Raw genomic sequence first — 24,599 nt, 5'->3', positions numbered from 1 at the left:
GGGCCTTACCATGACCAAAACCGCCACCCCCGCCAGCAAGGTGCTTGATCGCGTTCTCGTGCTCGAGATGGTCCGTGTGACCGAAGCAGCGGCGATCGCCGCTTCCACCCTGATAGGGCGCGGCGACGAGAAGGCCGCCGATGCCGCCGCCGTCGAAGCCATGCGCGAGGCGCTGAACAAGCTGCCGATGGATGGCACCGTTGTGATCGGCGAGGGCGAGCGCGACGAGGCGCCGATGCTCTATATCGGTGAAAAGGTCGGTTCGGCGCAGGGCCAGGGCCCCCGGATCGACATCGCGCTCGATCCGCTGGAAGGCACGACGATCACCGCCAAGGCTGGGCCGAATGCGCTGGCCGTGCTGGCCGTGGCGGAAGAGGGCAACCTGCTTAACGCGCCCGACGTCTACATGGACAAGTTGGCGGTCGGTCCGGGCTATCCCGAAGGGATCATCGACCTGGCCAAGAGCCCGACCGAGAACGTCAAGGCCGTGGCCGCCGCCAAGGGCGTCCAGCCGAACGAGATCATTGTTTGCGTGCTCGACCGGCCGCGCCATGCCGATCTTATCGCCGAACTGCGCGGACTGGGTTGCGGGATCGCGCTGATCCCCGATGGCGACGTGGCCGGGGTGATCGCGGTGACCAACGAGGAAACCAATATCGATCTCTACATGGGCCAGGGCGGTGCGCCCGAAGGCGTGCTCGCGGCCGCTGCGCTGCGCTGTGTCGGCGGGCAGTTCAACGGGCGGCTGGTGTTCCGCAACGAGGACGAGCGCGCCCGCGCCCGCAAGTGGGGGATCGAGGACCTGAACCGGATCTACACCCGCGACGAGCTGGCCAAGGGCGATTGCATCTTCGCCGCCACCGGGGTGACCGACGGTTCGATGCTGAAGGGCGTCAAGCGCCACAAGACCGGGGTCATGACCACCGACAGCGTGGTGATGCGCGCCAGCTCGGGCACGGTCCGCTGGGTTCGCGGGGAACACCGCAACAAGCGTTGATCCGCTTCGGCCGCAGCCTTCCGTGATCCGCTTTAGGCCGATCAGGCCGCGCGATCGCGTGGTCGCGCCCCGATCACCAGCATCCACAGGCAGATCCCGATCTCGCCCAGCGTGGCCGGCCAGCGCAGGGCCGAGGCTATGGTCATCTCGGCATAACCCGGGACAATGATCAGCCCCAACAGGTTGATCAAGTATCCGCCGCAGCCCAGCATCAGCAGGACGCCAAGCACCCGCGGCAGGAAGCCGGAACGATAGACCAGGTAGCCGAACGGCAGCAGCCACAGGCCCCAGAAGGCCGTGGCAAACAGCATCAGCTTGCCGGCGCTGGCCCTCGTTGCGGCAGCGAACTCGGTCAAGGAGCCCTGGGCCACTGGCAGCGTGCCATTCGCAAGGTCCAAAAGGACGAGCCGTTCGGCCGCACTGGCCAGCGCGAGCGGGATCCCGATGAGGGCGGCCAGCACCATCACCTTTGCCATGGTCCGGTCGATCTGCTCCAGCAGCGCGAACAGGGCGAGCGGCAGCACGAAGAAGGCCAGCTGGTTGATCAGCAGGCCGGCCACGCCCATCCGGTAAAGCGCTTCATTGGCCCGGATGCTTGCGAGCGTGGCGACCTGATCGCCCGGCACCATGGTCTGGCCGGGAACATAGGCCAGGCTGAAAATGCCGGTCGCCACCACGACTAGATAGATCGCTCCGCAAATTCGGGTCAGGGGGGCTTGCTGCATCATGGCGGGGCATACCTCGGGTAAGAATCACACTGATCTGTGATATATCTTAGACTATCTTTTGTGAAGCAAATGGCCCGGCGTACCGGTACCTGTGCATCGATCGGACGGTGCTCCGTGAAGCGCGTTGCAATCCCTGTCGGCTTGGCTAGAGCCGGGCGCGGGCAAGAATCGCGGGGAAGGCTGCACGATGAAATTGATGGCCGGGAATTCCAACCTGCCGCTGGCGCGGGACATTGCGGCTTACCTGCAAGTGCCGCTGACCGATGCCTCCGTCCGGCGCTTCGCGGACGAGGAAGTGTTCGTCGAAATCCATGAGAACGTGCGCGGCGAAGACGTGTTCGTGATCCAGTCGACTTCCTACCCGGCCAATGACAACCTGATGGAACTGCTGATCGGGATCGATGCGCTGCGCCGCGCCTCGGCCAAGCGGATCACGGCGGTGGTGCCCTATTTCGGCTATGCCCGGCAGGACCGCAAGCCAGGGCCGCGCACCCCGATTTCGGCCAAGCTGGTGGCCAACCTGATCACCACGGCCGGGGCCGACCGGGTGCTGGCGGTGGACCTCCACGCCGGGCAGATTCAGGGTTTCTTCGATATCCCGACCGACAACCTCTATGGCGCGCCGGTGATGGCGACCGACATTCTTGAGCGCACGGGTGGCCAGAACCTGATGGTCGTTTCGCCCGACGTGGGCGGGGTGGTGCGTGCGCGGGCGCTGTCCAAGCGGATCAATGATGCCCCGCTCTCCATCGTCGACAAGCGGCGCGACAAGCCGGGTTCGTCCGAAGTGATGAACATCATTGGCGATGTGAAGGGCTGGGACTGCATCCTGATCGACGATATCATCGATTCGGGTGGCACCCTGTGCAACGCGGCGGCGGCCCTGATGGAAGCGGGGGCGAACGGCGTTACCGCCTATCTTACTCACGGCGTCCTGTCAGGCAGTGCGGTAGAACGGGTGACCAATTCGGCGCTCAAGGAACTGGTGATCACCGATTCGATCCAGCCGACCGAGGCCACCTTGAGCAGCCCCAAGATCCGCATCCTGCCGATCGCTCCGCTGATCGGAGAAGCAATTCGCCGCATTGCCGACGAAAGCTCGGTCAGCTCGCTGTTCGACTGACATGAACCTGTCCGCCGATATCGCGATTGCCCATCGCCTGGCCGATGCCGCGCGGGCGGCGATCCTGCCGCATTACCGCAGCGGGGTGGCCAGCGAGCGCAAGGGCGACGCGACGCCGGTCACCCTGGCCGATCGCGCGGCGGAAGAGGCGATGCGGCGGATCCTGAAGGCCGAATGTCCGCGCGATGCGGTGCACGGCGAGGAATTCGGGACCGAGAACGGCTCGTCGGGCCGCACCTGGGTGCTCGATCCGATCGATGGTACCACCTCGTTCCTGGTCGGGCGGCCGATCTTCGGCACGCTGATCGCGCTGGTGGTCGATGGCTGGCCGGTGCTGGGGCTGATCGACCAGCCGGTGCTGGGCGAACGCTGGCTGGGCGCGACCGGCCAGCCGACCACGCTCAACGGCCGCGAAGTGCGCACCCGCCCGTGCCGGACCCTGGCCGAGGCGACGCTGGCGACCACCGGGCCGCATTACTTCAACGATCACGATGGCGGGCATTTCATGGGCTTGGCCGCCAAGACCGATCACAAGCGCATGGTGATGGGCGGCGACTGCTACAATTACGCCCTGCTGGCCTCCGGCCATATCGACCTGGTCTGCGAGGCGGGCCTGAAGCTGCACGATTATGCCGCCCTGGTGCCAGTGGTCGAAGGAGCCGGCGGGACCATGTGCGACTGGAACGGCGAGCCGCTCCACGCTGCCAGCCCGGGGCATGTCCTGGCGATCGGCGATCCGGCCCGGCTGGATGACGTGGTCGAGGCGCTCGCCTGCCACCACTGATTCGGCGGCTGGTTAGACGAGAGCGGCGCGGACGAAGTCTGCGGCGCGTTCGCCGATCATGATGCCCTCGCACCTCAGCAAAAGTGGGCACCACTTTTGCGCCCGGAGGTGCGAGCAGGCAACGATCCGAGCATCAGGCGAGGGCGGCGCGGACGAAGTCTGCGGCGCGTTCGCCAATCATGATGCTCGGCGCATTGGTGTTGCCCGATACCAGTCGCGGCATGATCGAGGCATCGGCCACCCACAGCCCGTCGATCCCGCGCAGCTTGAGCGTCGGATCGACCACGCTGTCGGCATCGCCGCCCATCCGGCAGGTGCCGACCGGGTGATAGACCGTATCGGCGCGGCTGCGGATCAGCTCGTCCACCGCGGCATCGTCGGCCAGGTTGACCGGCTGGCGCGGCGTTCCGGCATAGTCCGCCAGCGGCGGGGCCTCGACGATGCGGTACATCAGCCGCACGCCCGCGCGCAGCGTGGCGATGTCGCGCGGATCGTCGAGGAAGTTGGGATCGATCGCCGGGGCGGCGGTCGGATCGGCCGAACTGAGCCGCACCGTGCCGCGGCTTTCGGGGCGCAGCACGCAGGCATGGATCGAGAAGCCATGGCCCGGCACCTTGGTGCGGCCATGGTCTTCCAGCATGGCCGGCACGAAGTGATACTGGATGTCCGGGGCAGGCAGGTCGGGATTGGTCCGCCAGAACCCGCCGCCTTCGGCATAGCAGGTGGTCATGATCCCGGTGCGCTTCAGGCGGTGCTCGATCACCGCCTTGGCCATGCGCCAGGTGCCAGCGAGGCTCGAGCCGATGAAATCGGTCGACTTGGTCTGCCAGCTGGCGACGAAATCGATGTGGTCCTGCAGGTCTTCGCCCACGGCGGCGCGGTCCAGCACCACGGGAATGCCCTTGTCGGCCAGGTGCGCGCCCGGACCGATGCCCGACAGCATCAGAACCTGCGGGCTGCCGAAGGCTCCGGCCGAAAGCACCACGCCGCCCGCTGCGCGGAGCACCTCGCTCTTGCCGCCAAAGCGCGCCTGGACGCCCACAGCGCGGCCATTCTCGACCACGATCTTCTCGACGAGGGCCCCGGTGCGGATCGAAAGGTTCGGGCGCGGCGTCAGATAGGCCCGCGCGGCCGACCAGCGTTCACCGCCCTTTTGCGTCACCTGATACAGCCCGAAGCCGTCCTGGCTGGCGCCGTTGAAATCGTTGTTCTCGGGCAGCTGGAGCGCAGCGGCGCTGGCGACGAAGGCCTTGCTGCCGGGGTTGGGCCAGTGCTGGTCCATCACGCTCAGCGGGCCGTCGCCGCCGTGCCATTCGTTGCCGCCGCGCTCGTTGCCTTCGGCCCGCTTGAAATAGGGCAGCACATCGGCATGGCTCCAGCCGGTGCAGCCCAGCTCGGCCCACTGGTCGTAATCGAAGTGGTTGCCGCGGATATAGACCATGGCGTTGATCGCGCTGGATCCGCCCAGGCCCCGGCCGCGCGGCTGGTAGCCGGTCCGGCCGTTGAGGCCCTTTTGCGGCACGGTATCGAAGCGCCAGTTCGACTTTTCCGGGATGAAGGGCATGAAGCCCGGCGTCTTGATCCGGATCGTGTCGTTATCGGGCCCGGCCTCAAGCAGGCAGACGCGGCGCTTGCCATCTTCCGCCAGCCGCCCGGCCACCGCGCTGCCCGCGCTGCCGCCGCCGATCACGATGATATCGAACTGATCCATTTGTGCTCTCCGCTTGTTGGAAGCAGCGTTAAGCGAGCGCTTAAGCGCGCGCAATCGCTATTCGGCGGGATCGGCCATCTGCCGCTCCTGCCAGCGGGCGCGGATCGTGTCGGAGGTGTCGCGGCTGCCATCGTGGCTCCAGCCCGGCTCGCGCCACAGGTAGGATAGCTTGTGCCGCCAGGGCGCGGACCAGACGTCCCTGGCGATCCCAATCCATTCGTGGAACACCGCGTAAAGCAGGTTGAAGGTGCCCAGCTGGCGGACGATGCCATAGCGGATCGGCTCGTCATCCACTTCCGCCACGAAAGTGCCGAATATCCGGTCCCAGATAATGAAGACCCCGGCGTAATTGGCATCGAGATAGCGCGGATTGGTGGCGTGGTGCACGCGGTGGTGGCTGGGCGTGTTCATCAATGCCTCGAACCAGCGCGGGAAGCGCTTGATCGCTTCGGTGTGGATCCAGAACTGGTAGATCAGGTTCACCCCGGTGCAGAACAGGATCATCGCCGGGGGAAAGCCGATCGCCGCAAGCGGCAGTTTGAAGACGAAGGACAGCGCCAGCCAGCCGGTCCAGGTCTGCCGCAGCGCGGTGGACAGGTTGTAATGCTGGCTGGAATGATGGTTGACGTGGCTGGCCCAGAACCAGCGCACCCGGTGGGCGGAGCGGTGGAAGACGTAATAGAGGAAATCGTCGAGCACGAAGCACAGCGCCCAGGCCCACCAGGTCCACGGCACGGTGACCGGCCGGAATTCCCAAACCTGCAGCATGAGGGCATAGATCGCCCCGCCGAAGATCAGGCTGGCAACCGTGCTGCCTAACCCGAACGACAGGGAAACCAGGGTATCGCGCGGCTCGTACTTCTCGGGCGCCCGGCGGCGCGCCCAGAACATCTCGATCACGATCAGCAGGATGAAGAACGGCACGGCATAGTCGACCGGGTTCGGCAGCTTAGCCATGGGCAACTCCTGATGCTGGCAACCGCCGCAGCCCCGCCGCCCAGACCTGGGCGGCATCGCCCAAGTGCAGCGTGATCTTGCCGAAGGTCTGCTCACCCGTGCCGATGGTCAGGAAATCGCGGTCAAGCCGGGCCTCGACCCGGTCATCGAGCAGGCGGCCGACCCACATTGCCCCGTGGCGTCGCAGCAGCATCTGCCGCCCGGCCGCATCGCGCAGCAGCGCGCCGATCCCCGCCCGGTCCAGCGCGACATCGACCGCCTCGAACCCGTCAGCCGCCTGACTCGCCAGAAAGCGGGCGTGGTCCGCATTGCGGATCCGCACGTCCGCACCCAATCCCATCCAGCGTACCAGCCCGGCGACCGCTAGGATTGCGATAGCCGATGCTGCCAGCTTGATCAGATCGATCCAGATGCCCCCCACAGCTGCTCAGGCCCCGCTTTTCGCCTTGAGCATGTCCATCAGCGCGCGCACCGGGCCCAGATCGTAGCCCGCCTGGGCGGCCTGGGCGGAAAGCGCATGGGGATCGCCCCCGAGGCTGGCTTCGGCCAGGCCCCACAACAGCGAGGAGCGGGTGCCCGACCGGCAATAGGCCAGCACCTGGCCCTGCGCGCCGGCCAGGGCGCTGGCCATGGCTTCGACCTGCGGGCCGGAAAACCCGGCGTGGGTGACTGGGATCGCGACATAGTCCAGACCCAGCGCGCGGGCTGTCGCTTCGACCTCGGCCCCCGGAACCTGGTCGTCGCTCTCGCCCTCGGGGCGGTTGTTGATCACCAGGCCGACGCCCAGCGCCTTGGCCTCGGCCAGGTCATTGAGCGAGATCTGCGGACTGGCGAGCACCTGGTCGGACAAGCGGCGAAACATTGATGGACCCCCGGGTCTGGCAGACTGGAACTTGCCTTCGCCTAGCCTTGCCGTCGCGCCCTGCCAAGGGATTTGCCAAGGCATTTGGCGGTGGGCGCCACGGCAGAAATGTCACACCGCCGGGAACTCGATTTTCCCGCCACCGATTCGATTCGCCAAGCGCCCGCGGATGGGTTATCACGCACAGTGCAGGGTTGTGGCTTTCAGCCAGTTATCGCCTGCTTTCCCGGTGCGTTTCGTCCGTACGGCCGGGGATGCTACCAATTGGGCGAAGCGAAGGTGCGTTCGGGTTTATGGGTTTTGATAGAGGACGTCGCGGTCGTGGCCGTGACAAGCGTGACGGGTTCGGCGAAGAGGGTTTCGATCCGTTTGGCGGCGGCGGTGGCGGCGATCGGTTTGGCGGTGGTGACCGTTTCGGCGGCGGCGATCGCTTCGGTGGCGGTGACCGCTTTGGCGGCGGCGGCGGTCGTGGGGGTTTCGGCGGTGGTGACCGCGGCGGCTTCGGCGGCGGCCCGCGTGGCGGCGGTGGCGGCGGCTTCGGCGGCGGCCCGCGTGGTGGCGGCGGCGGTGGTGGCATGCCCGCCCAGGTCGTTGGCGAAGGCTCCGGCACGGTCAAGTTCTTCAACTCGGGCAAGGGCTTCGGCTTCATCTCGCGCGACGATGGTGGCGAAGATGTCTTCGTGCACATCAGCTCGGTTGAGCGCGCAGGCCTTGAAGGCCTGGCCGAAGGCCAGCAGCTGAAGTTCACCCTGGTTGATCGCGGCGGCAAGATTTCCGCCAGCGATCTCGAAGTGGTGGGCGATGTGATCCCGGTGCAGAAGCGGGAAGCCGCGCCGCAGCGCCAGCTCACCGGCGACAAGGCCACCGGTACGGTCAAGTTCTTCAACTCGATGAAGGGCTTCGGCTTCATCACCCGTGATGACGGCCAGCCCGATGCCTTCGTGCACATCAGCGCGGTGGAACGCTCGGGCATGTCCGGCCTCAACGAGGGCGACCGGATCGAGTTCGACATCGAAGTCGATCGACGAGGCAAGTATTCGGCCGTGAACCTGGTGCCGATTCAGGGCTGAGCCCGTTCGGTACCGCCACGGGGGTTGCCCCCGTGGTCGGCACGGCCTAGACAACCATGAATGGCGGCCCTTGGCGGGGCCGCCATTTGTCGTTTTCCGATTTGCGCTTGGCGCGCATCCAGCAAAGGAACACCGCGATGTCGATCACTCCGCTCATGCCAGTCTATCCCCGCTGCGGCTTCCGGCCGGTGCGCGGTGAGCACTGCCACCTGATCGGGGAAGACGGACAGCGATACCTCGATTTCGCCGCAGGCATTGCGGTCAACCTGCTTGGCCACTCGCACCTCGGCCTAATCGGCGCGATCCAGCGCCAGGCGGAAACGCTGATGCACGTTTCGAACCTCTATGGCAGCCCCCAGGGCGAGCACCTGGCCCAGCGGCTGGTCGACCTGACCTTTGCCGATACGGTGTTCTTCACCAATTCGGGGGCCGAGGCGGTGGAATGCGCGATCAAGACGGTGCGCGCCTATCACCAGCACGTTGGCAACGAGCACAAGTTCGAGATCATCACCTTCAAGAACGCCTTCCACGGGCGGACGATGGCGACGATCAGCGCGTCCAACCAGGAGAAGATGCACAAGGGCTTCCTGCCCCTGCTGCAGGGCTTCAAGTACGTCGATTTCGATGACCTTGAAGGCGCGAAGGCCGCGATTGGCCCCAACACCGCCGGGTTCCTGGTCGAACCGGTCCAAGGCGAAGGCGGGATCCGTCCGGCAACTGATGAGTTCATGCGGGGCCTGCGCGCGCTGGCCGACGAGCATGATCTGCTGCTGGCACTCGACGAAGTCCAATGCGGTGTCGCCCGTTCGGGCACTTTCTATGCCTATGAGCAGTACGGGATCGAGCCCGACGTGCTCGCCACGGCCAAGGGGCTGGGCGGCGGCTTCCCGATCGGGGCCTGCCTTGCCACCGAAAAGGCCGCGCGCGGGATGGTGATCGGTACCCACGGTTCAACCTATGGCGGCAACCCGCTGGCCATGGCGGCTGCCGAAGCCGTGCTGGATGCCGTCGCCAATGACGAGTTCCTGGCCCAGGTCCGCGTCACCAGCGAACGCCTGCGCAGTCGGCTGGAACAGTTCATCGGCAATTACCCCGACCTGTTCGAACTGGTCCGTGGCAAGGGCCTGATGCTGGGCATCAAGATGAAGTTCGAGAGCCGCGGTTTCGTGGCGCATCTGCGCGATCAGCACCATCTGCTGACCGTGGCGGCGGGCGACAACACGCTGCGGCTGGTCCCGCCGCTGGTGATCGGCGATACCGAGATCGATGAATTCTTCGACAAGCTGTCTGCCGGTGCCGCCAGCTACCAGCCACCGGAAGCCGCCGCATGACCCGGCACTTCCTGAACCTGGTCGACGCCGGGGGCGATGGGCTGGCGGCGATGCTGAACGATGCGCTGGATCGCAAGACAGCGCGCACCAGCTGGCCCAAGGGGCGCGTCGATGCCGATGCGCCGCTGGCCGGGCACGTACTGGCCATGGTGTTCGAAAAGAACTCCACCCGCACCCGCGTCTCTTTCGACATGGCAATGCGCCAGCTGGGCGGCAGCGCGATCACGCTGGAATCGGGGACCAGCCAGCTTGGCCGGGGCGAGACCATTGCCGATACGGCCCGCGTGCTCAGCCGGATGGTCGATGCGATCATGCTGCGAACCGACGATCACGCCAAGATCGAGGAGCTCGCGCATTACGCCACCGTTCCGGTGATCAACGGGCTGACCGATGAAAGCCACCCCTGCCAGATCATGGCCGACCTCCTCACCCTGCTGGAACGCGGCAAGGCGCTGCCGGGGCTGGAAGTGGCCTGGCTGGGCGATGGCAACAATGTCCTCAACTCGATCCTCGAGGCGGCCGGGCTGCTGCACTTCAACGTCCGGGTCGGGACGCCGCAGGGCTATGAACCCGATCCGCGCTATGTCGAGCAGGCCCGCGCCCGGGGCGCAACGATCACCCTGACCGGCGATGCCGCCGCAGCGGCGCGCGGGGCCGATGTCGTGGTGACCGACACCTGGGTCTCGATGGGGCAGGAGCATGCGCACAACAAGCTGGCGGCGATGGCGCCGTTCCAGGTGGATGAGCGGCTGATGGGCTTCGCCGGTCCGCAGGCCACCTTCCTGCACTGCCTGCCCGCGCACCGCGGCGAAGAAGTGACCGATGCTGTAATCGACGGCTCGCAATCGGCGGTGTGGGACGAGGCGGAGAACCGCATCCACGCCCAGAAGAGCGTGCTGCGCTGGGTATTCGGACAGCTGTGAGCCTGCCGGAACACATCATGGCGGGGGAAACCGGTTATGACCGGGTGCTGCGCTTTTCGATCCCCCATCGCAACGCACGTGGGCGCTCGGTCCGACTGGGCCCGGTGCTCGACACGATCCTGACCGCTCACGACTATCCGCCGCCGATCCGCCGACTGCTGGCCGAGGCGCTGGTGCTGACCGCGCTGCTCGGCACGCTGCTGAAGGACGAAGGCAGCCAGCTTACCATGCAGGCCCAGACCCAGTCCGGGGTGGTCGATCTGCTGGTCTGCGATTACTGCGACGGAGAATTGCGCGGCTATGTCCGGCACGACGCTGAGCGGCTGGCCATGCTGGGGCGCAATCCCTCGCTCCATGCCCTGTTCGGGCAGGGTTATCTGGCTGTGACCTTCGACCTGGCCGCTACTGGTCAGCGCTATCAGGGGATCGTCCCGCTGGAAGGCGACAGCCTGGCGGAAGCCTGTGAGAGCTATTTCGCGCAAAGCGAACAAGTGCCGACTCTGATCCGCGTCGGGATCGGCGATGGTGCGGCTGGCTGCATTGCCGGCGGCATCCTGGTCCAGCACCTGGCCGAGGGCGAGGCAGGGCGCGAGCGGCTCCACGTCCGCATGGATCACCCCGAATGGGAACATGTCGCCGTATTGGCCGGCAGCACGCGGCTGGAGGAGCTGGTCGATCCGGACCTTTCGCAGGAGGCGCTGATCTGGCGCCTGTTCCACGACGAGCCAGAGGTTCGGGTGGAGCCGGGCGGCGTGCTCCAGCGGGGCTGCCGCTGCACGATCGAGCACTACCAGGCCGTGCTGGCCAAGTTCCCCGAAGCTGACCGGGTCGAGATGCGCGACGAGCAAGGCCTGATCATGGTCGACTGCGCTTTCTGCTCGAAACTGTTCCAGATCGATATCTGACAACGTTTCGTCGATAGAAATGCACGATTTGGCGACTCGCGTCGTTATGGTACAAGCCGATTCCCGGTTTGTGGCCAAATGAGCTGCAGCCAGAGCAACAAGGAGAGCGCGTGTGCGCGGTTTGGCGATGCGAATGTCGGCGATCGGGCTGGCGGCCATTGGGTCTGCCGCCATGGTCGTGCCTGCCGCGCCCGCCGAGGGCCAGCGCAGCAGCCTTGCCATGCTTGACCAGATCGAGTCTGGGCGCTGGGAGATCCGCTTGCGGGACGCCACTCGCCGAACCTATCCGGTCTGCGTCGGCAATGGCCGCCAGCTGATCCAGTTGCGGCACGAGGCCTTGGCCTGTGACCGGGTGATTGTCGATGACCGGCCTGACGAGGTGACGGTGCAGTATACCTGTCGTGGGCGGGGCTATGGCCGCACCAGCATCCGCCGCGAAACCAATCGCCTGCTCCAGATCGAAACGCAGGGCATTGCCGAGGGCCTGCCGTTCGAATTCGCGGCCGAGGCCCGCCGCACCGGTTCCTGCAGCTGATCAGGACGCAGTTGCCAACAGGGTGATTGCCTTGGCGCGGCGCGCAGGCTAGCTCGGGGGAAATGTCCGCAAGTTCCCCGACAGCGCAGCGCCAGGCCGTGATCCTGCTTTCCGGCGGGCTCGATTCGATGGTGGTGGCGGGGCTGGCCCGTGAAGCCGGCTATGCGATCAACGCGCTGACCATCGATTACAACCAGCGCCATCGCCGTGAACTGACTGCAGCGGCGGAGATTGCCCGCCATATCGGCGCGGTACGTCATGTGATTCTGCCGCTTGACCTGACCCGGTTCGGGGGATCGGCGCTGACCGACGATATCGCCGTGCCCAAGGACGGCGTCGGGACTGACATTCCGGTCACTTACGTGCCAGCGCGCAACCTCGTGTTCCTGTCGTTGACGCTGGCCTGGGCCGAGGCAATCGGCGTGCGTGACCTGTTTATCGGGGTCAATGCGCTGGACTATTCAGGCTATCCCGATTGTCGGCCTGAATTCATTGCCGCCTTCCAGGACCTGGCGCGTCTCGCGACCAAGGCTGGGGCCGAGGGGGACGATTGGCGTATCCACGCGCCGCTGCAATTCATGGGCAAGGCCGAGATCGCGGCCGAGGCCGCGCGGCTGGAACTGGATGCGGGTATGAGCTGGTCCTGCTATGATCCGCAACCCGATGGCATGGCTTGCGGCCTGTGCGACAGTTGCCGCTTGCGGCGCGAAGGCTTTGCCAAGGCCGGGCTGGTCGATCCGACCCGCTACGCCCAATGAACCGACTAGAGTAAACGGAAACAAGGGAGAGACCAGGTGAACGAAGCTCAGGAAACGGCACCGGCCCCGCGCGAGGCGACATCCTACAGCTGGTATGTGCTCGGCGTACTGGTCGTCGTCTACATCCTGAACTTCGTCGACCGGCAGATCATCTCGATCCTGGCGCTCGACATCAAGCGCGACCTTGATCTGACTGACAGCGACATGGGCTTTCTGGGTGGTGCGGCCTTTGCCGTGTTCTATGCCCTGTTCGGTATTCCGCTGGGGCGGCTGGCCGATAACTGGAGCCGGGTCAAGCTGCTGAGCCTGGGCCTGTCGCTGTGGTCGGCGATGACCGCGCTATCCGGCTTTGCCCATAACCAGTGGCAGCTGACCCTGGCCCGGATGGGCGTGGGCATTGGTGAGGCAACCGCCAGCCCGACGGCCTATTCGCTGATCTCGGACTATTTCCCCAAGCGTCAGCGCGCCACCGCGCTCGCGATCTATTCGTCCGGCCTTTATCTCGGCGGCGGCATCTCGCTGTTCATCGGGGCGGAGATCGTCCAGGCCTGGAACGCAGCCTATCCCGATGGTGGCCCGATGGGGCTGGTCGGCTGGCAGGCTGCGTTCCTGGCGGTGGGTGTCCCTGGCCTGCTGGTGGCCCTGTGGGTTGCCACCCTGCGCGAACCGGTGCGCGGCATCATGGACGGCACCCCGGCCAGGTCGGCGCCCAACCCGTTTGGCGAGTTCGTGGCCGATCTTTCGACGATCGTTCCGCCCTTCACGGTGATTGGCGCGGCGCGGCGCGGTGCGGGCGCGCTGGCGATCAACCTGCTGGTCGCCGCTGGGCTTGCGGCTTTCGCCTGGTGGATGATCCAGCTGACCGGCGCCCTGGCCCAGTGGCTGGCGGTGGGCGTGGGTTACTATGCCGTCTTCTCGTGGGCCTGTGTCCTGCGGCAAAAGGATCCGGCCACTTTCAAGCTGATCTGGGGCACTCCGGCCTTCATCTGCACCACGCTGGGCTACAGCATGGTGTCGCTGGCTGCCTATGCCCTGGCCTTCTGGTCGGCGCCCTATGCCGAGCAGGTACTCAAGCTGCCCAAGTCCGAGCTGGCCTTCATCCTGGGCGCCAATGGTGCGGTCAGCGGCTTCCTGGGGGTGATCATCGGCGGCCGGGTGGCTGATGCCTTGCGGGCAAAGAACCCCGCCGGGCGCATCCTGGTGATCCTGTTCGGGGTGGTCGCTCCGGCCCTGCCGATCTGGATCGGCTACACTACCCCGGATCCGGTGCTGTTCTATGTGATGAATTTCCTGGCCGGTCTGTTCGGCGCAGCGGCGCTCGGCGCGGCGGCGGCGACGACGCAGGACCTGGTGCTGCCGCGCATGCGCGGGACCGCCACCGCAGCCTTCTTCCTGGGCACCACGCTGGTCGGGCTGTGCTTCGGTCCCTACATGGTCGGGCAGATCTCCGACCTGGCTGGCACCATGGTCGATGGCAAGCTGGTGGGTGATCTGCGCACGGGCATCCTGTCGCTGATCGGGGTGGCCCCGATCGCCGTGGTGCTGCTGATCTTTGCCTATCGGTCGGTCCCGGCAGCCGAGGCTACGCTGGCCGAGCGGGCCGGAGAGAGCGCCTGATCTCGCGGATCAGATCCGCCTGATCACTCCGCAGGCGATCCGCGCCCCGCTGTTGCCGGTGGGGTCGGTGCGGTAATCGTCGGCCGCGGCATGGAGTACAATCGCGGTGCCATCGGCGTCGTGCAGCGCGGCGTCGATCGCGGCGCTATCCTGACCCAGGTTGGCCGTGATGCTGCCGATCCCGCGGGCATCGATCGTCACGTTCGGCAGATCGCCGAGGTGCGCACCCATCGGATTGTCCCTGCCGTGCTGGTGCCCGCCGGGATTGAGGTGCGGGCCGGCGCTGGTGAAGGCCGGTGCTTCGCACTTCCCGATCGCGTGCAGGTGCATGCCATGGACCGCGCCAGGCTGACCGGTCACGGTGACCGTCACCATCGTGTCCGCGCCGCGCCGCATGATCGCGGCCGTGCCGACCGCCTTGCCATCCGGACCGGCGAGGCTGGCCACGGCCAGGTTGGAGCTGGCAGCGGGCTGCCCAGTGGTGGCACATCCGGCCAGGCCAAGGGCGATCAGGGCAAGCGAAACCGTGCGGATCATGTCTCTCTCCTTGCACTCCCTCCACTCATAAGAAAAGGGGGCCGGATTGCTCCGACCCCCCGATCTTTTCAGCGCCTTGCGGCTGCTTACATGCCCGAACCCGGACCGTAGGTGATTTCCACCCGGCGGTTCTGGAGTTCGCGGACACCGTCGGCAGTCGGCACGCGCGGGTTGTTTTCACCGAAGCCCTGGCTGGTGATGGCGCCATCGGCGATACCACGCGAGGTCAGGTAGGCGCGGACCGAAGCGTTGCGACGCTCCGACAGGCCCTGGTTGTACTTCGGCGTACCCGAGCGGTCGGCATAACCGGCCAGCATGATCGGCACGTTGTTGCAGTTGGCGTAAGCCGTGACCGCGCTGTCGAGGATCGACGCTGCTTCCGGAGTGATGTCCGACTTATCCCAGTCGAAGAACACAATGTACGGGCCCTTGTTGCACACCGGAGCCGGCGGCGGCGGCGGCGGCGGCGGCGGCGGCGGCGGAGGCGGCGGCGGGGGAGGCGGCGGCGGCGGGGGCGGCGGCGGCGGTGCCGGTTCGGCGCCACCGAAGTTGTAGCCGAGCGTCAGCATCAGCGAGTGCGACCGGAAGCGGGTGCGCACGGCGGTGCCGGCGTTGTTCACCAGGTCATTGCCGCCCTGGTTGTAGAAACGATACTTCAGACCGATGTCGACATTGTCGCTGACCGGGGTGCGAACGCCAGCCAGAGCCTGCCAGGCAACGCCGGTGTCCGAATCGTTGAGGTTCAGGGCAACCGCGGGCGAGGCCAGTTCGTTCTTGACACGACCGACGCCGATACCGCCGCCGACAAAGCCTTGCAGGCCATCATCGGGACCGAAGTCCAGCAGGCCGTTCAGCATGAAGCTGAGCGCGCTGGCGCCGCCGGTCACCTGGGCATCCGGGTACAGCACGGTGTTGGTCGAGAACGCCTTGTTCCTCGCGCTGCGATAGCTGGCTTCGGCTTCAAGACGGAAACCGCCGAAGTCGTAACCAACGATGCCGCCAAAGTCATAGCCGGTCTTCAGGTCCATCGACCCGATACCGCCCACACCAGTGAGGTTCTTGATGTCTTCGACGATCATGGCACCGGCATCAGCCTCAACGTACCAGGAATCGTCACGAGCCAGGGCCGGCGTCGCGAGGGCCGAAGAGGCCAGCGCCATCCCAATGACCAGTTTGCGCATTATCGTTTTCCCCTTTGCACAGGATTGAACCACCGAGTTCGCGTCTGTCTACCTGTATCGAAAAGGCTGTGCAAGCCGACAAACTGCTCACCTGTTGCAATAATGTCGCGATTCTTCGACCTCTCCTCGCGAAAATGCATCGCTTCGTCGTACCGGTTCATGTCGCCGGCAGGATTCCGGCCTGGCTGAGTGAATCGATCAGCGCGGACAGGGCGCTGCGCGCCTCGACATCGATAGTCGTCCCGCCGCTGGGCGGGGCCGGGCGGCTGGCCATGCGCCATTCGCCGGCAAAGCGGCGCTCCACCCCGCTTGAACGGTCCAGCAGCCGCATCCCGTCGCGCGTCGTCTGGAACAGCCAGTGGCCGGATTGATACAGTGCCAGCCGCCCGGCCTGGCCCGTCCAGGCGCCGGTTGGCGCCGTCCCGACCAGCCAGCACTGGCCCTCGCCGGGCTCGATGGGTGGCGCATTGGCCACGCCTTCGATCGCGGCATGGAGCAGGCCATCGATCGCTCGAACTGATCGGCCGAAAGCCCGCCGCCATCGCCCGGATCATAGACCAGCGCGCCACTGGGCCGCGCCGCGTTTTCCAGCAGCGCGCGGTTCCAGTCGGCAGCGGCATTGTGCACCGCCACGGCCTGGTCGGCAGCGGCGAGACACCCGGCGCCATAGTGATCGTCCACCGGGTGAAAGTGGCGGATGTGGATCAGGTTGGGGCTGGCATCCTCGTCCAGTACCGGGATGGTCAGGCTGCGCTCACCCACGCGATAGGTATAGGCTGCCGGCCAGCCGTCCTCGCCGGCAATAACGCTGACCCGCTCGGGCCTCAGCGCAAACAGCTCGGCCGGGCGGCCCGCCCCGTCCTTCATCACCTGGACATAGGCATCGCCATGGAGCAGCAGCTGCGCAGCCAGCGTTTCGAGCAGCGCCTGCCCGGCCGAAGTCGCCCCGACCAGCGCGGCCAGTTTGGGATCCGTGGGCAGCAGGGGCGCCCCGCCGATCCCCTCGGCCACCAGCCGCACCGCGCGCTGCGCCACCGGGTTTTCCAGATAGGCCCGCCGCACCGCGCCGGAATATTCGAACGGCGCGCGGGCCGTGCCCTCAGCGAACAGCCAGGGCGACGTAAAGGTGCGCGCCAAAGGCACGCGAACCGGCGCGCCGCCCTTGAAGGCAGCGGCCAGGGTTTGCAGGAAGGACATGGTGGTCTCCGGTCGATGTGGTGGTGCGGCAAGGAAGCACCACCCCGGAACAGGTCCGGGGTGACAACCTAACGACGATGTAATGTTGCTAACTCCGGGTCAGCCCGGACTTGTTCCGGGCCAGTGCTTGTTCTTGATCAGCCCAGCGGCGGGAAACCAAACTCTTCAGCCAGGTCGCGCCAATCGGGATTCGATGCTTCTATGACGTTGAACTTCCACTGGCGCGGCCAGCGCTTGATGGTCTTTTCGCGGCCTATCGCTGCTTCGATCTCTTCGTGCCGTTCGAACCAGACAAGCCGTTTGATGGCGCGGTCAGCAGTGTAACCGCCGAAGGTCTCGCTTCGGTGCTGGTGCACGCGGGCGAGCAGATCGGTGGTGATGCCGGTATAGAGTCGGCCGCGATAATGGCTGGCAAGAATGTAGACAGTCGGTTCGAACGGCCGCATCGACCGAAGTTGAAGGAAGCACTGGCCCGGAACAAGTCCGGGCTGACTACCGGTTCAGATTATGTCAGCCCGGGCCTGCTCCGGGCCAAGGATTTGCCCTTAATCAATCAGCCCACCCACACCCGCGGCACCACCTGCGCGCGCAGCGCCAGCTCGGTCAGCGCCCAGACCAGCGCATCCGCGCGATCCGGCGATCGGCCGGGGCCTTCATAGCCGCCGCCCACGATCAGGCCGCAGAGCTGGTCCTCCAGCTGCGGGAACAGGCCCGCGTGGCGGACCCGGCCAGCCTCATAGAGTGCCGCGACGGGCTCGGCGCGAGCGCTCTTGCCCTGGCGGGCGTGGACCAGCCGCAGCGGCAAGTTGACCTCTGCGGCGCGGAGCACGGATTCGACCATGGCCCCGCCCTGGTTGGCTTCGGCGACCACCCGGTCGGCCTGCCAGGCCTCGGCGGCAGTGGCGACGGCCCGGGCCCATTTTTCGGGGCTGGCCTTCTCGACCGAGCAATCGGCCAGCACCCGCACCAGGCCATCTTCGCCCAGCGCGCAGACCACGATCCCGCAGGCATCGCCGCCCGCCGAAGCAGGCGGATCGACCCCGATCACGGTCCGGACCGGGGTCCAGCCGCCGGGCAAGCCGGAGGCGGCCCCATCGCGGGCCGCCTCCAGCAGGGCCCGGGTCCACAGCGCGCCTTCGATATCCTCCAGCAGTTCGCCGTCCAGCTCCTGTCGGCCGAGCGCGCTCCCGCCGAATTCGCGCCGCATCGCCGCCAGGAAGCGGGGCGGCAGGTGGCGATCGTTGTCTTCGGTCCGGCCGCGCGTGATTGCCACGTCCGGATGGTTCACCAGCCGCTTCAGCAAGGGCACCGCGCGCGGTGTCGTCGTGGCGAGGGCGCGCGGGTGCTGGCCCAAGCGCAGGCCCAGCAGCAGGTTGTCCCAGGCGGCTCCGGCCTTGCCGCCGGCATTGTCCCACTTGGCGATCTCGTCGCACCAGGCATGGCTGTGCTGCGGCCCGCGCAGCGATTCCGGCTCACCGGCCGAATAGAGCATGGCCTGGGCGCCGCCGGGCCAGCGCAGCAGCCGCTTCGAAGGTTCGAACCGGGGCCGCTTGCCACGCGGGGCGATGGCCAGCAGGCCGCTGTCACCCTCCACCATCACGCGGCGTACCTCGCCCAGCGATGCGCCGACCAGCGCGATCCGGGCCGAACCATCGGCCTCGGCAATCGCGCGGACCCATTCGGCCCCGGCCCGGGTCTTGCCAAAGCCGCGCCCGGCGAGGATCAGCCAGGCCAGCCAGTCACCGGCGGGCGGCAGCTGGCCGTCATGCGCCCACAGCCCCCAGTAGTGGCGCAGCAAATGTTGCTGCCGTTCGCTCATCTGCGCCAGCAAGGCGCGGCATTCAGGCCGCTCCAGCTTCAGCAGACAGGCGGCGCGGCTGTCGCTACGCTTGCTCATCCGACCTATCCTGTTCGGCGTCCTCTCCGGCGGACAGCGCCGCATTGGCGGCGGCGCGCTGGCGCATCTCGTCGATCATCGCGTCGATCGAATCGAGCACGTCCTGCTCGCTCTGCTCGTCCTCCTCGGCGCGGCTCCGGGCCACGGCCTGGCGGTGCAGGGTCAACAGGCGGATCGCGCTGGCCACGTCCATCTTGCGGTCCGGGCTGGGGCTGCGGAGATAGGCCAAGAGGTCCATTTCGAGGTTGCGATACCCTTCGGCCAGGGCCGCATCCCAGGCTGCGGCAAAGGCCGGGTCCTGCTTGCGGGTGCGATAGGCCCGGCTGGGCACGGTCTTGGCGAAGTGGGCCGAGGCGGTGATGTTCGAGGTTTCGATCAGGTGCTCCAGGAAATAGGTCCGCCAGTGGCCGGTGCCGGGATTGTCACCCGCTTCGCGCACCCGGCCGGGCAGGCGCACTTTCGGTTTCGGCTTCAGGGCCTTGGCTTTTAGGGCACGCGCGGATTTGTGCGGTCCCGGTGGGGCCGTAGTCATGGGCATGCTCCTGTTGAAAGGGGGTGGGGAGGCGGCAGGCCGATCCGAATCGGTCTATCGCGATGTTCCACCTATGTACCGAATAAGCGTGACAATGTCAAGCCAAAATAACCAATATGGTTATCTGCTAGTCCGGCTTGCCGCCCGCTTCGCGCGCTTCTAAGCAAGCGGCGGGAATGGGGGAATATCGCGATGCTGCGCAGCCTGTATGACTGGACCATGGCCAAGGCGGCACATCGCCATGCCGAATGGTGGCTGGCGGCCTTCGCCTTTATCGAGGCCAGCTTCTTCCCGATCCCGCCGCATCCGCTGCTGGGGCTGATGTGCCTGGCCGAACCGAAGAAGGCCGTGCGCTTTGCCCTGATCGCCACCTTCGCCTCGGTCGCAGGCGGCCTGCTAGGCTATGCGATTGGCTATGCGCTTTACGATACGCTTGGCACCCAGCTGCTCGCCCTGCTCGGCCTGTCGGAAAGCTTTCCCAAGGCGGCCTGTTACCTGCGCGAATTCGGGGCAGAGATCATCATGATCAAGGGGGCAACCCCGATCCCGTTCAAGCTGCTGACGATCACCGCCGGGTTCATCGCCATGCCGCTGGTGCCATTCATCCTGGCCAGCATTGTCTCTCGCGCGATCAGCTTCCTGTTCGTGGGCGTGCTGTTCCGCCTGTTCGGCGCGCCGATCAAGGCTTTCATCGACAAGTACCTGGGCCTCGCCACCGCCGCTTTCGTGGTGGTGGTGGTTGGCGGTTTCATCGCAGTCGCCTACCTTGGCGGCGATGCGAAGGAATCGAGCGCGAAATGCGCCGCCGTGGGAGTGATGCAGGGATGAGCGTGCCGCAGATCCACCTTTACCATTGCGCCGATGCCCGCTCGTTCCGCGCGCTCTGGGCGCTGGAGGAACTGGGCCTGCCTTATGAGCTGACCCTGATGCCCTTCCCGCCGCGCGCCCGGTTTGAAGGGTACCGCGATGTCAATCCGCTGGGCACGGTGCCTGCCTGCCTGATCGACGGCCAGCTGATGACCGAAAGCAGCGCGATCCCGCACGTGCTGGCTACCCGCTTCGGCCCTTCGCCCCTGGCGCTGGTCCCGGATGAGCCCGACTATCCCGCTTACATGAACTTCCTCGTCATGGGTGAGGCGACGCTGACTTTCCCGCAGACGATCCACCTGCGCTATACCCGGCTGGAGCCAGGCCGCTGCCCCGAAGCGGCGGCGGACTATGCCCAGTGGTTCGGCGCCCGGCTGCACAATGCGCTGAAGCTGATGGGACCCCAATTCGCCTGTGCCGGGCGGTTCACCATGGCCGATGTCTCGGTGGGCTATGCGGTGATGCTGGCCATGTCGATCGGGCTGGAGGAACAGGTGCCCGAAGCGGGCCGCGCCTATCTCGATCGGCTCAGCCAGCGGCCCGCCTTCCAGCGCGCCAAGGAGAAACAGCAGCGATGATCCGGTTTGCCACACTGGCTCTTGCCTCGGCCCTGTTCGCGGCCCCCGCGCAGGCCCAAACCCTGCCCGAAGGCCTGCCGCCGCTCGCCGCGGCCAAGGCCTGCAAGGCGCCCAAGGATACCGTCGGCGGGGCAATGGATGCCGAGGCCAAAGCGCTCGCCAAGGGTCTCGTCCCAGCCTGGACCGGCAGCGAAGTGAAGCCACAGGCCTTGGCCAAGCGGATGCAGGCGCTGCAGGTGCCGGGGGTCAGCGTGGCGCTGATCCGGGGCGGCAGGATCGTGCTGGCGCGCGGCTGGGGCACTGCTGACATGGCGACCTGCGCCCCGGTGACCGCCGATACCCTGTTCCAGGCCGGATCGGTCAGCAAGGTGGTGACCGCGACGCTGGCCATGCAGGCGGTGCAGGCGGGCAGGCACCCGCTCGATGCCGATATCAACTGGGCGCTGGCGCGCTGGCAATTGCCGATGAACAAGGCCTATCCGAAGGACCGGGTGACGCTGCGCCAATTGCTGTCACACACCGCCGGGGTCTCCAGCCCGGATTCGACCGGCTATGCCCCCGGCACGCCGCTGCCCAGTCTGCAGGCGATCCTTACCGGCAAGGGGGTGAAGGGCCAGCCGGTGCGGGTTACCGGCAAGCCCGGCGGGGCCTGGGACTATTCGAACGGCGGCTACCTGGTCGTTCAGGCCGCGCTGGAAGACATGTATGGCGAAGGCTTTGCCGCCCTGGCCGACAAGCAGGTGCTGGCTCCGGCGGGGATGACCCGCTCGACCTTTGCCCAGCCGCCTGCTGCGCCCTTGCTGGCTGCGACCGCCGCCGGGCATCACCTGGGCCAGCCCTTTGCCGACCGGTTCTACAACGTCGCCGAACTGGGGGCGGGCGGGCTGTGGTCAACGCCCGGTGATCTGGCGCGACTGCTGATCGCGCTGCGCGGGGCCTGGACCGGCAGCGATACGACGCTGCTGCCGCAAGCCGCCGCGCGCGAGATGGCCAAGGTTCAGGCGGCCGACTGGGGGCTGGGGCTGAAGCTCAAGGGCAGCGGCGCAGGCTTCTCCTTCGGGCATGATGGCACCCGCTGGGGCATGTTCACCCGCGCCTTCATCCACCCCGAAAGCGGCGATGGCATCGTGGTCATGGCTAACGATTTCCGCGGGTTTGATCTGGCGGACGAGATTATCCGCGCTGCCGCCAACCGCTATGGCTGGGCGGCATACCAGTCGCGCGCGCTGGCCAGCCTGCCGGCCGATACCGTGCTCTACCTGCGCGGCTCGATGAACGACTGGGGCACGGCCACCCCGCTTCGGCGCGAAGGAGCGGGCTTTGCAGCCGAAGTGACGCTGCCCGCCGGTCGCCACGAATTCAAGCTGGCCACCGCCGACTGGGATTATCTGGCGCTGGGGCAGGGTGCCGGTGCCGGGCTGAAGGCCAACGGCGGGACGCTGAAGCTCGATCCCGGCGGCGGCAACGTGGTGTTCGAAACCGCCGCACCTGGCACATGGCGGCTGGTGCTCGATCGGCTGCCGACCGGGCGGCCCCGGCTGGTGATCACGCCGGGCGGTTGACCGGCACCGTATAGTTCAGCCCAAGCCGGCCCCCGTCAGGATAGATCGTCTGGCCGGTGACATAGCTGCTGTCCTCGCTGGCGAGGAATAGGGCGACGGCGGCGACTTCCTCGGGCGTGCCGCAACGACCCAGGGGGGTGCGGCTGAGAATGCGATCGCGCGCGGCATCGTCCTCGGCGAGGATGCCCGCCAGCATCTCGGTCTCGATCGAACCGGGCCCGATCGCGTTGACGCGGATGCCTTTCGCAGCAAGTGCCAATGCGGTTACATTGGTCAGCTGTTTTAGTGCACCTTTGGATACAACGTAGGGAATCTGGTTGGGGATCGCGAGCACCGCGTTGACACTGCTCATGTTGATGATGGCACTGCCCGGTGCCATCACCCGCGCCGCCGCCTGGGTCCCCCACAGCGCGGACTTGAGATTGGTCGCGAAAACCCGGTCGAAATCGTCCTCGGCCAGCTCGTCCAGGCTGGCGGAATGGGTGATCCCGGCGTTGTTGACCAGCACGTCCAGCCTGCCCAGCTTGGCCACGGCCGCGGCGATCATCGCCTCGACCTGGGCCTTGTGCGAAACATCGGCAGCAAAGGCCTGCTGACCCAGCGAATCCGCGACTTCGGCGACTTTTCGCCCATCGATATCGACCAGCAGCAGCCCTGCCCCTTCGGCCGAAAACCGCTCGGCAATGGCCCTGCCGATCCCCTGCGCCGCCCCGGTAATCAGGCAACGCCTGCCGGTCAGGCGCCCCATCAGATGATCCCCACGGCCTTCCCGGCACGCTCGAACATGCCAATGATGGTCTGGACCTGTTCGGCGGTATGCTCAGCGCAGAGCGAGCAGCGCAGCAGGGTCATGTTGGCGGGGGTTGCCGGCGGGCGGGCCAGGTTGACGTAAAGCCCTTCCTTCAGCAGCGCCTCCCACATCGCCGCGCCCTTTTCCAGATCGGGCATGATCACTGCAATGATCGCGCTTTCGGCCTTTTCGGTGCCGAGCTGGAAGCCCTTGTCGCGCAGCCCCTGGTGCAGGACCCGCGAGTTTTCCCACAGGTGCGCCCGCTTGTTCCCGGCATGCATCAGCTTGCGGATCGAGGTGCTGGCGGTGTGAACCACGCTGGGCGGCAGGCTGGCGGTGAACACATAGGGGCGGCAAACCAGCCGGAGGATCTCGAACTTGGGGTGGTTCGACACGCAGAAACCGCCGACGGTGCCGACCGACTTCGAGAAGGTGCCGATCACGAAATCGACCTGGTCAAGCACACCCTGGTCCTCGGCCACGCCGCGCCCGTTGGGGCCGATGAAGCCCATCGAGTGCGCCTCGTCCACCAGCACCATCGCGCCGTTGTCCTTGGCGACCCTGATCATCTCCTTCAGCGGGGCAATGTCGCCCAGCATAGAGTAGACGCCTTCCAGCACGACCAGCTTGCCCGCGCCTTCGGGAATGCGCTTGAGGCGCTTTTCCATCGCCTCGATATCGTTATGCTTGAACGGCACCACCTCGGCATCGCCCATCTTGCAGCCATCCCAGATCGAGGCATGGCTATCGATGTCGAGCACGATGTAATCGCCCTTGCCGGCGACGGTCGAAATGATCCCCAGGTTGGCCTGGTAGCCGGTGGAAAAGACCATCGCGTGGTCCATTCCGTAGAATTCCTTGAGTGCATCTTCCACCGCGCGGTGACCAGCATAGGTGCCGTTCAGCACGCGGCTGCCGGTGGTGCCCGAACCGAAATCATCGAGCGCCTGCTTGCCGGCCTCGATCACATCGGGATCGAAGGTCATGCCCATGTAGTTGTAAGTGCCCAGCAGGATCGTCGGACGGCCGTTGCACACCGCCTCGGTGGGCGAGATCACCCGCTCCATCACCAGATTGAACGGGTCTTCCTGGCCGTGAGCCAGCAGATTGGTGCGCAGCTCGATCAGCGGGTCGAACTTGGAGAACAGGTCGGTCAT

General features: G+C 66.4%; 26 protein-coding genes and 1 pseudogene. 13 read left to right on the top strand and 14 right to left on the bottom strand.

The genetic code is table 11. The annotated features are described in order from the left end of the window. Nucleotides 1–10: 10 nt before the first annotated feature. Entirely contained in the window at nt 11–997 is a 987-nt protein-coding gene (gene glpX / locus O9281_RS13650) for a class II fructose-bisphosphatase (protein WP_298186904.1), read from the top strand. 41 nt (nt 998–1,038) lie between these two features. Here the strand turns inward: glpX and O9281_RS13645 are convergent, their stop codons facing one another. Continuing rightward, the gene (locus tag O9281_RS13645) at nt 1,039–1,725 is read right to left on the bottom strand and encodes a DUF4386 domain-containing protein (protein ID WP_298186901.1); all 687 of its coding nucleotides are present in this window, start codon (nt 1,723–1,725) and stop codon (nt 1,039–1,041) included. A 187-nt stretch (nt 1,726–1,912) separates the two neighbouring features. On the opposite strand from O9281_RS13645, the gene O9281_RS13640 reads away from it, so the two are divergent. Both O9281_RS13640 and O9281_RS13635 read left to right on the top strand, forming a co-directional pair. Next, nucleotides 1,913–2,848, top strand: coding sequence for a ribose-phosphate pyrophosphokinase (locus O9281_RS13640; protein WP_298186899.1), 936 nt, complete (start codon nt 1,913–1,915; stop codon nt 2,846–2,848). 1 nt (nt 2,849) lies between these two features. Further along, nucleotides 2,850–3,632: an inositol monophosphatase family protein gene (locus O9281_RS13635; protein WP_298186894.1), complete on the top strand. Its 783-nt coding sequence runs from the start codon at nt 2,850–2,852 to the stop codon at nt 3,630–3,632. 133 nt (nt 3,633–3,765) lie between these two features. On the opposite strand, the gene O9281_RS13630 is transcribed toward O9281_RS13635, so the two are convergent. The 4 genes from O9281_RS13630 to O9281_RS13615 are packed head-to-tail and all read right to left on the bottom strand — an operon-like array spanning nt 3,766 to nt 7,162. Then, complete coding sequence (locus tag O9281_RS13630) at nt 3,766–5,343, bottom strand: GMC family oxidoreductase (RefSeq protein ID WP_298186890.1); 1,578 nt, start codon at nt 5,341–5,343, stop codon at nt 3,766–3,768. 57 nt (nt 5,344–5,400) lie between these two features. Next, on the bottom strand, nt 5,401–6,300 hold the full coding sequence (locus O9281_RS13625) for a sterol desaturase family protein (RefSeq protein ID WP_298186887.1): 900 nt from the start codon (nt 6,298–6,300) through the stop codon (nt 5,401–5,403). Further along, entirely contained in the window at nt 6,293–6,721 is a 429-nt protein-coding gene (locus O9281_RS13620) for a hypothetical protein (protein ID WP_298186885.1), read from the bottom strand. The genes O9281_RS13625 and O9281_RS13620 overlap by 8 nt, the downstream gene beginning before the upstream one ends. Before the next feature lie 6 nt (nt 6,722–6,727). Then, nucleotides 6,728–7,162: a TIGR01244 family sulfur transferase gene (locus O9281_RS13615; RefSeq protein ID WP_298186883.1), complete on the bottom strand. Its 435-nt coding sequence runs from the start codon at nt 7,160–7,162 to the stop codon at nt 6,728–6,730. A 293-nt stretch (nt 7,163–7,455) separates the two neighbouring features. Between O9281_RS13615 and O9281_RS13610 the strand changes: the two genes are divergently transcribed. From O9281_RS13610 to O9281_RS13580, 7 genes are all read left to right on the top strand, one after another. After that, on the top strand, nt 7,456–8,232 hold the full coding sequence (locus O9281_RS13610) for a cold-shock protein (RefSeq protein ID WP_298186882.1): 777 nt from the start codon (nt 7,456–7,458) through the stop codon (nt 8,230–8,232). A gap of 137 nt (nt 8,233–8,369) precedes the next feature. Beyond that, on the top strand, nt 8,370–9,563 hold the full coding sequence (locus tag O9281_RS13605) for an aspartate aminotransferase family protein (protein WP_298186880.1): 1,194 nt from the start codon (nt 8,370–8,372) through the stop codon (nt 9,561–9,563). After that, nucleotides 9,560–10,486, top strand: coding sequence for an ornithine carbamoyltransferase (gene argF, locus O9281_RS13600; RefSeq protein ID WP_298186879.1), 927 nt, complete (start codon nt 9,560–9,562; stop codon nt 10,484–10,486). Before O9281_RS13605 ends, argF begins: the two co-directional genes overlap by 4 nt. A 17-nt stretch (nt 10,487–10,503) precedes the next feature. After that, the gene (locus O9281_RS13595; RefSeq protein ID WP_298186877.1) at nt 10,504–11,391 is read left to right on the top strand and encodes an Hsp33 family molecular chaperone HslO; all 888 of its coding nucleotides are present in this window, start codon (nt 10,504–10,506) and stop codon (nt 11,389–11,391) included. Between the two features lie 133 nt (nt 11,392–11,524). After that, nucleotides 11,525–11,926 (top strand): hypothetical protein, encoded by a 402-nt coding sequence (locus tag O9281_RS13590; protein WP_298186875.1) that lies wholly within the window; start codon nt 11,525–11,527, stop codon nt 11,924–11,926. Between the two features lie 62 nt (nt 11,927–11,988). Continuing rightward, nucleotides 11,989–12,684, top strand: coding sequence for a 7-cyano-7-deazaguanine synthase QueC (gene queC, locus O9281_RS13585; RefSeq protein ID WP_298186872.1), 696 nt, complete (start codon nt 11,989–11,991; stop codon nt 12,682–12,684). A gap of 36 nt (nt 12,685–12,720) precedes the next feature. Beyond that, nucleotides 12,721–14,301 carry an MFS transporter gene (locus tag O9281_RS13580; RefSeq protein ID WP_298186869.1) on the top strand — a complete coding sequence of 527 codons (1,581 nt, stop codon included), beginning with the start codon at nt 12,721–12,723 and terminating at the stop codon, nt 14,299–14,301. A gap of 9 nt (nt 14,302–14,310) precedes the next feature. Here the strand turns inward: O9281_RS13580 and O9281_RS13575 are convergent, their stop codons facing one another. From O9281_RS13575 to O9281_RS13550, 7 genes and pseudogenes are all read right to left on the bottom strand, one after another. Beyond that, complete coding sequence (locus O9281_RS13575) at nt 14,311–14,838, bottom strand: superoxide dismutase family protein (RefSeq protein ID WP_298186866.1); 528 nt, start codon at nt 14,836–14,838, stop codon at nt 14,311–14,313. Between the two features lie 86 nt (nt 14,839–14,924). Beyond that, on the bottom strand, nt 14,925–16,019 hold the full coding sequence (locus O9281_RS13570; protein WP_298186863.1) for an OmpA family protein: 1,095 nt from the start codon (nt 16,017–16,019) through the stop codon (nt 14,925–14,927). Between the two features lie 157 nt (nt 16,020–16,176). Then, nucleotides 16,177–16,494: a DUF2793 domain-containing protein gene (locus O9281_RS14660; protein ID WP_363321461.1), complete on the bottom strand. Its 318-nt coding sequence runs from the start codon at nt 16,492–16,494 to the stop codon at nt 16,177–16,179. Between the two features lie 86 nt (nt 16,495–16,580). Further along, a pseudogene (locus O9281_RS13565) lies at nt 16,581–17,216 on the bottom strand (phage portal protein); the annotation flags it as partial. A gap of 137 nt (nt 17,217–17,353) precedes the next feature. Next, nucleotides 17,354–17,662 (bottom strand): GIY-YIG nuclease family protein, encoded by a 309-nt coding sequence (locus O9281_RS13560; RefSeq protein WP_298186862.1) that lies wholly within the window; start codon nt 17,660–17,662, stop codon nt 17,354–17,356. A 107-nt stretch (nt 17,663–17,769) separates the two neighbouring features. Further along, entirely contained in the window at nt 17,770–19,113 is a 1,344-nt protein-coding gene (locus tag O9281_RS13555; RefSeq protein ID WP_298186861.1) for a terminase family protein, read from the bottom strand. Then, entirely contained in the window at nt 19,100–19,645 is a 546-nt protein-coding gene (locus O9281_RS13550) for a hypothetical protein (RefSeq protein WP_298186859.1), read from the bottom strand. The genes O9281_RS13555 and O9281_RS13550 overlap by 14 nt, the downstream gene beginning before the upstream one ends. Before the next feature lie 192 nt (nt 19,646–19,837). Between O9281_RS13550 and O9281_RS13545 the strand changes: the two genes are divergently transcribed. The 3 genes from O9281_RS13545 to O9281_RS13535 are packed head-to-tail and all read left to right on the top strand — an operon-like array spanning nt 19,838 to nt 22,652. After that, a complete protein-coding gene (locus tag O9281_RS13545; protein ID WP_298186856.1) occupies nt 19,838–20,473 on the top strand; it encodes a YqaA family protein in 636 nt (211 codons plus the stop codon). Continuing rightward, a complete protein-coding gene (locus tag O9281_RS13540) occupies nt 20,470–21,090 on the top strand; it encodes a glutathione S-transferase family protein (RefSeq protein ID WP_298186855.1) in 621 nt (206 codons plus the stop codon). The genes O9281_RS13545 and O9281_RS13540 overlap by 4 nt, the downstream gene beginning before the upstream one ends. Next, nucleotides 21,087–22,652 carry a serine hydrolase gene (locus tag O9281_RS13535; RefSeq protein ID WP_298186853.1) on the top strand — a complete coding sequence of 522 codons (1,566 nt, stop codon included), beginning with the start codon at nt 21,087–21,089 and terminating at the stop codon, nt 22,650–22,652. Before O9281_RS13540 ends, O9281_RS13535 begins: the two co-directional genes overlap by 4 nt. Here O9281_RS13535 and O9281_RS13530 read toward each other — a convergent pair. Further along, a complete protein-coding gene (locus tag O9281_RS13530) occupies nt 22,636–23,400 on the bottom strand; it encodes an SDR family NAD(P)-dependent oxidoreductase (protein ID WP_298186850.1) in 765 nt (254 codons plus the stop codon). The genes O9281_RS13535 and O9281_RS13530 overlap by 17 nt on opposite strands. Continuing rightward, nucleotides 23,400–24,599 carry an aminotransferase class I/II-fold pyridoxal phosphate-dependent enzyme gene (locus O9281_RS13525; RefSeq protein WP_298186848.1) on the bottom strand — a complete coding sequence of 400 codons (1,200 nt, stop codon included), beginning with the start codon at nt 24,597–24,599 and terminating at the stop codon, nt 23,400–23,402. Before O9281_RS13525 ends, O9281_RS13530 begins: the two co-directional genes overlap by 1 nt.

This window comes from Novosphingobium sp. (assembly GCF_027531025.1).
Lineage (GTDB): Bacteria > Pseudomonadota > Alphaproteobacteria > Sphingomonadales > Sphingomonadaceae > Novosphingobium.
The sequence above is the reverse complement of the archived record's forward strand: the minus strand, read 5'-3'. Positions and strand labels throughout refer to the sequence as shown.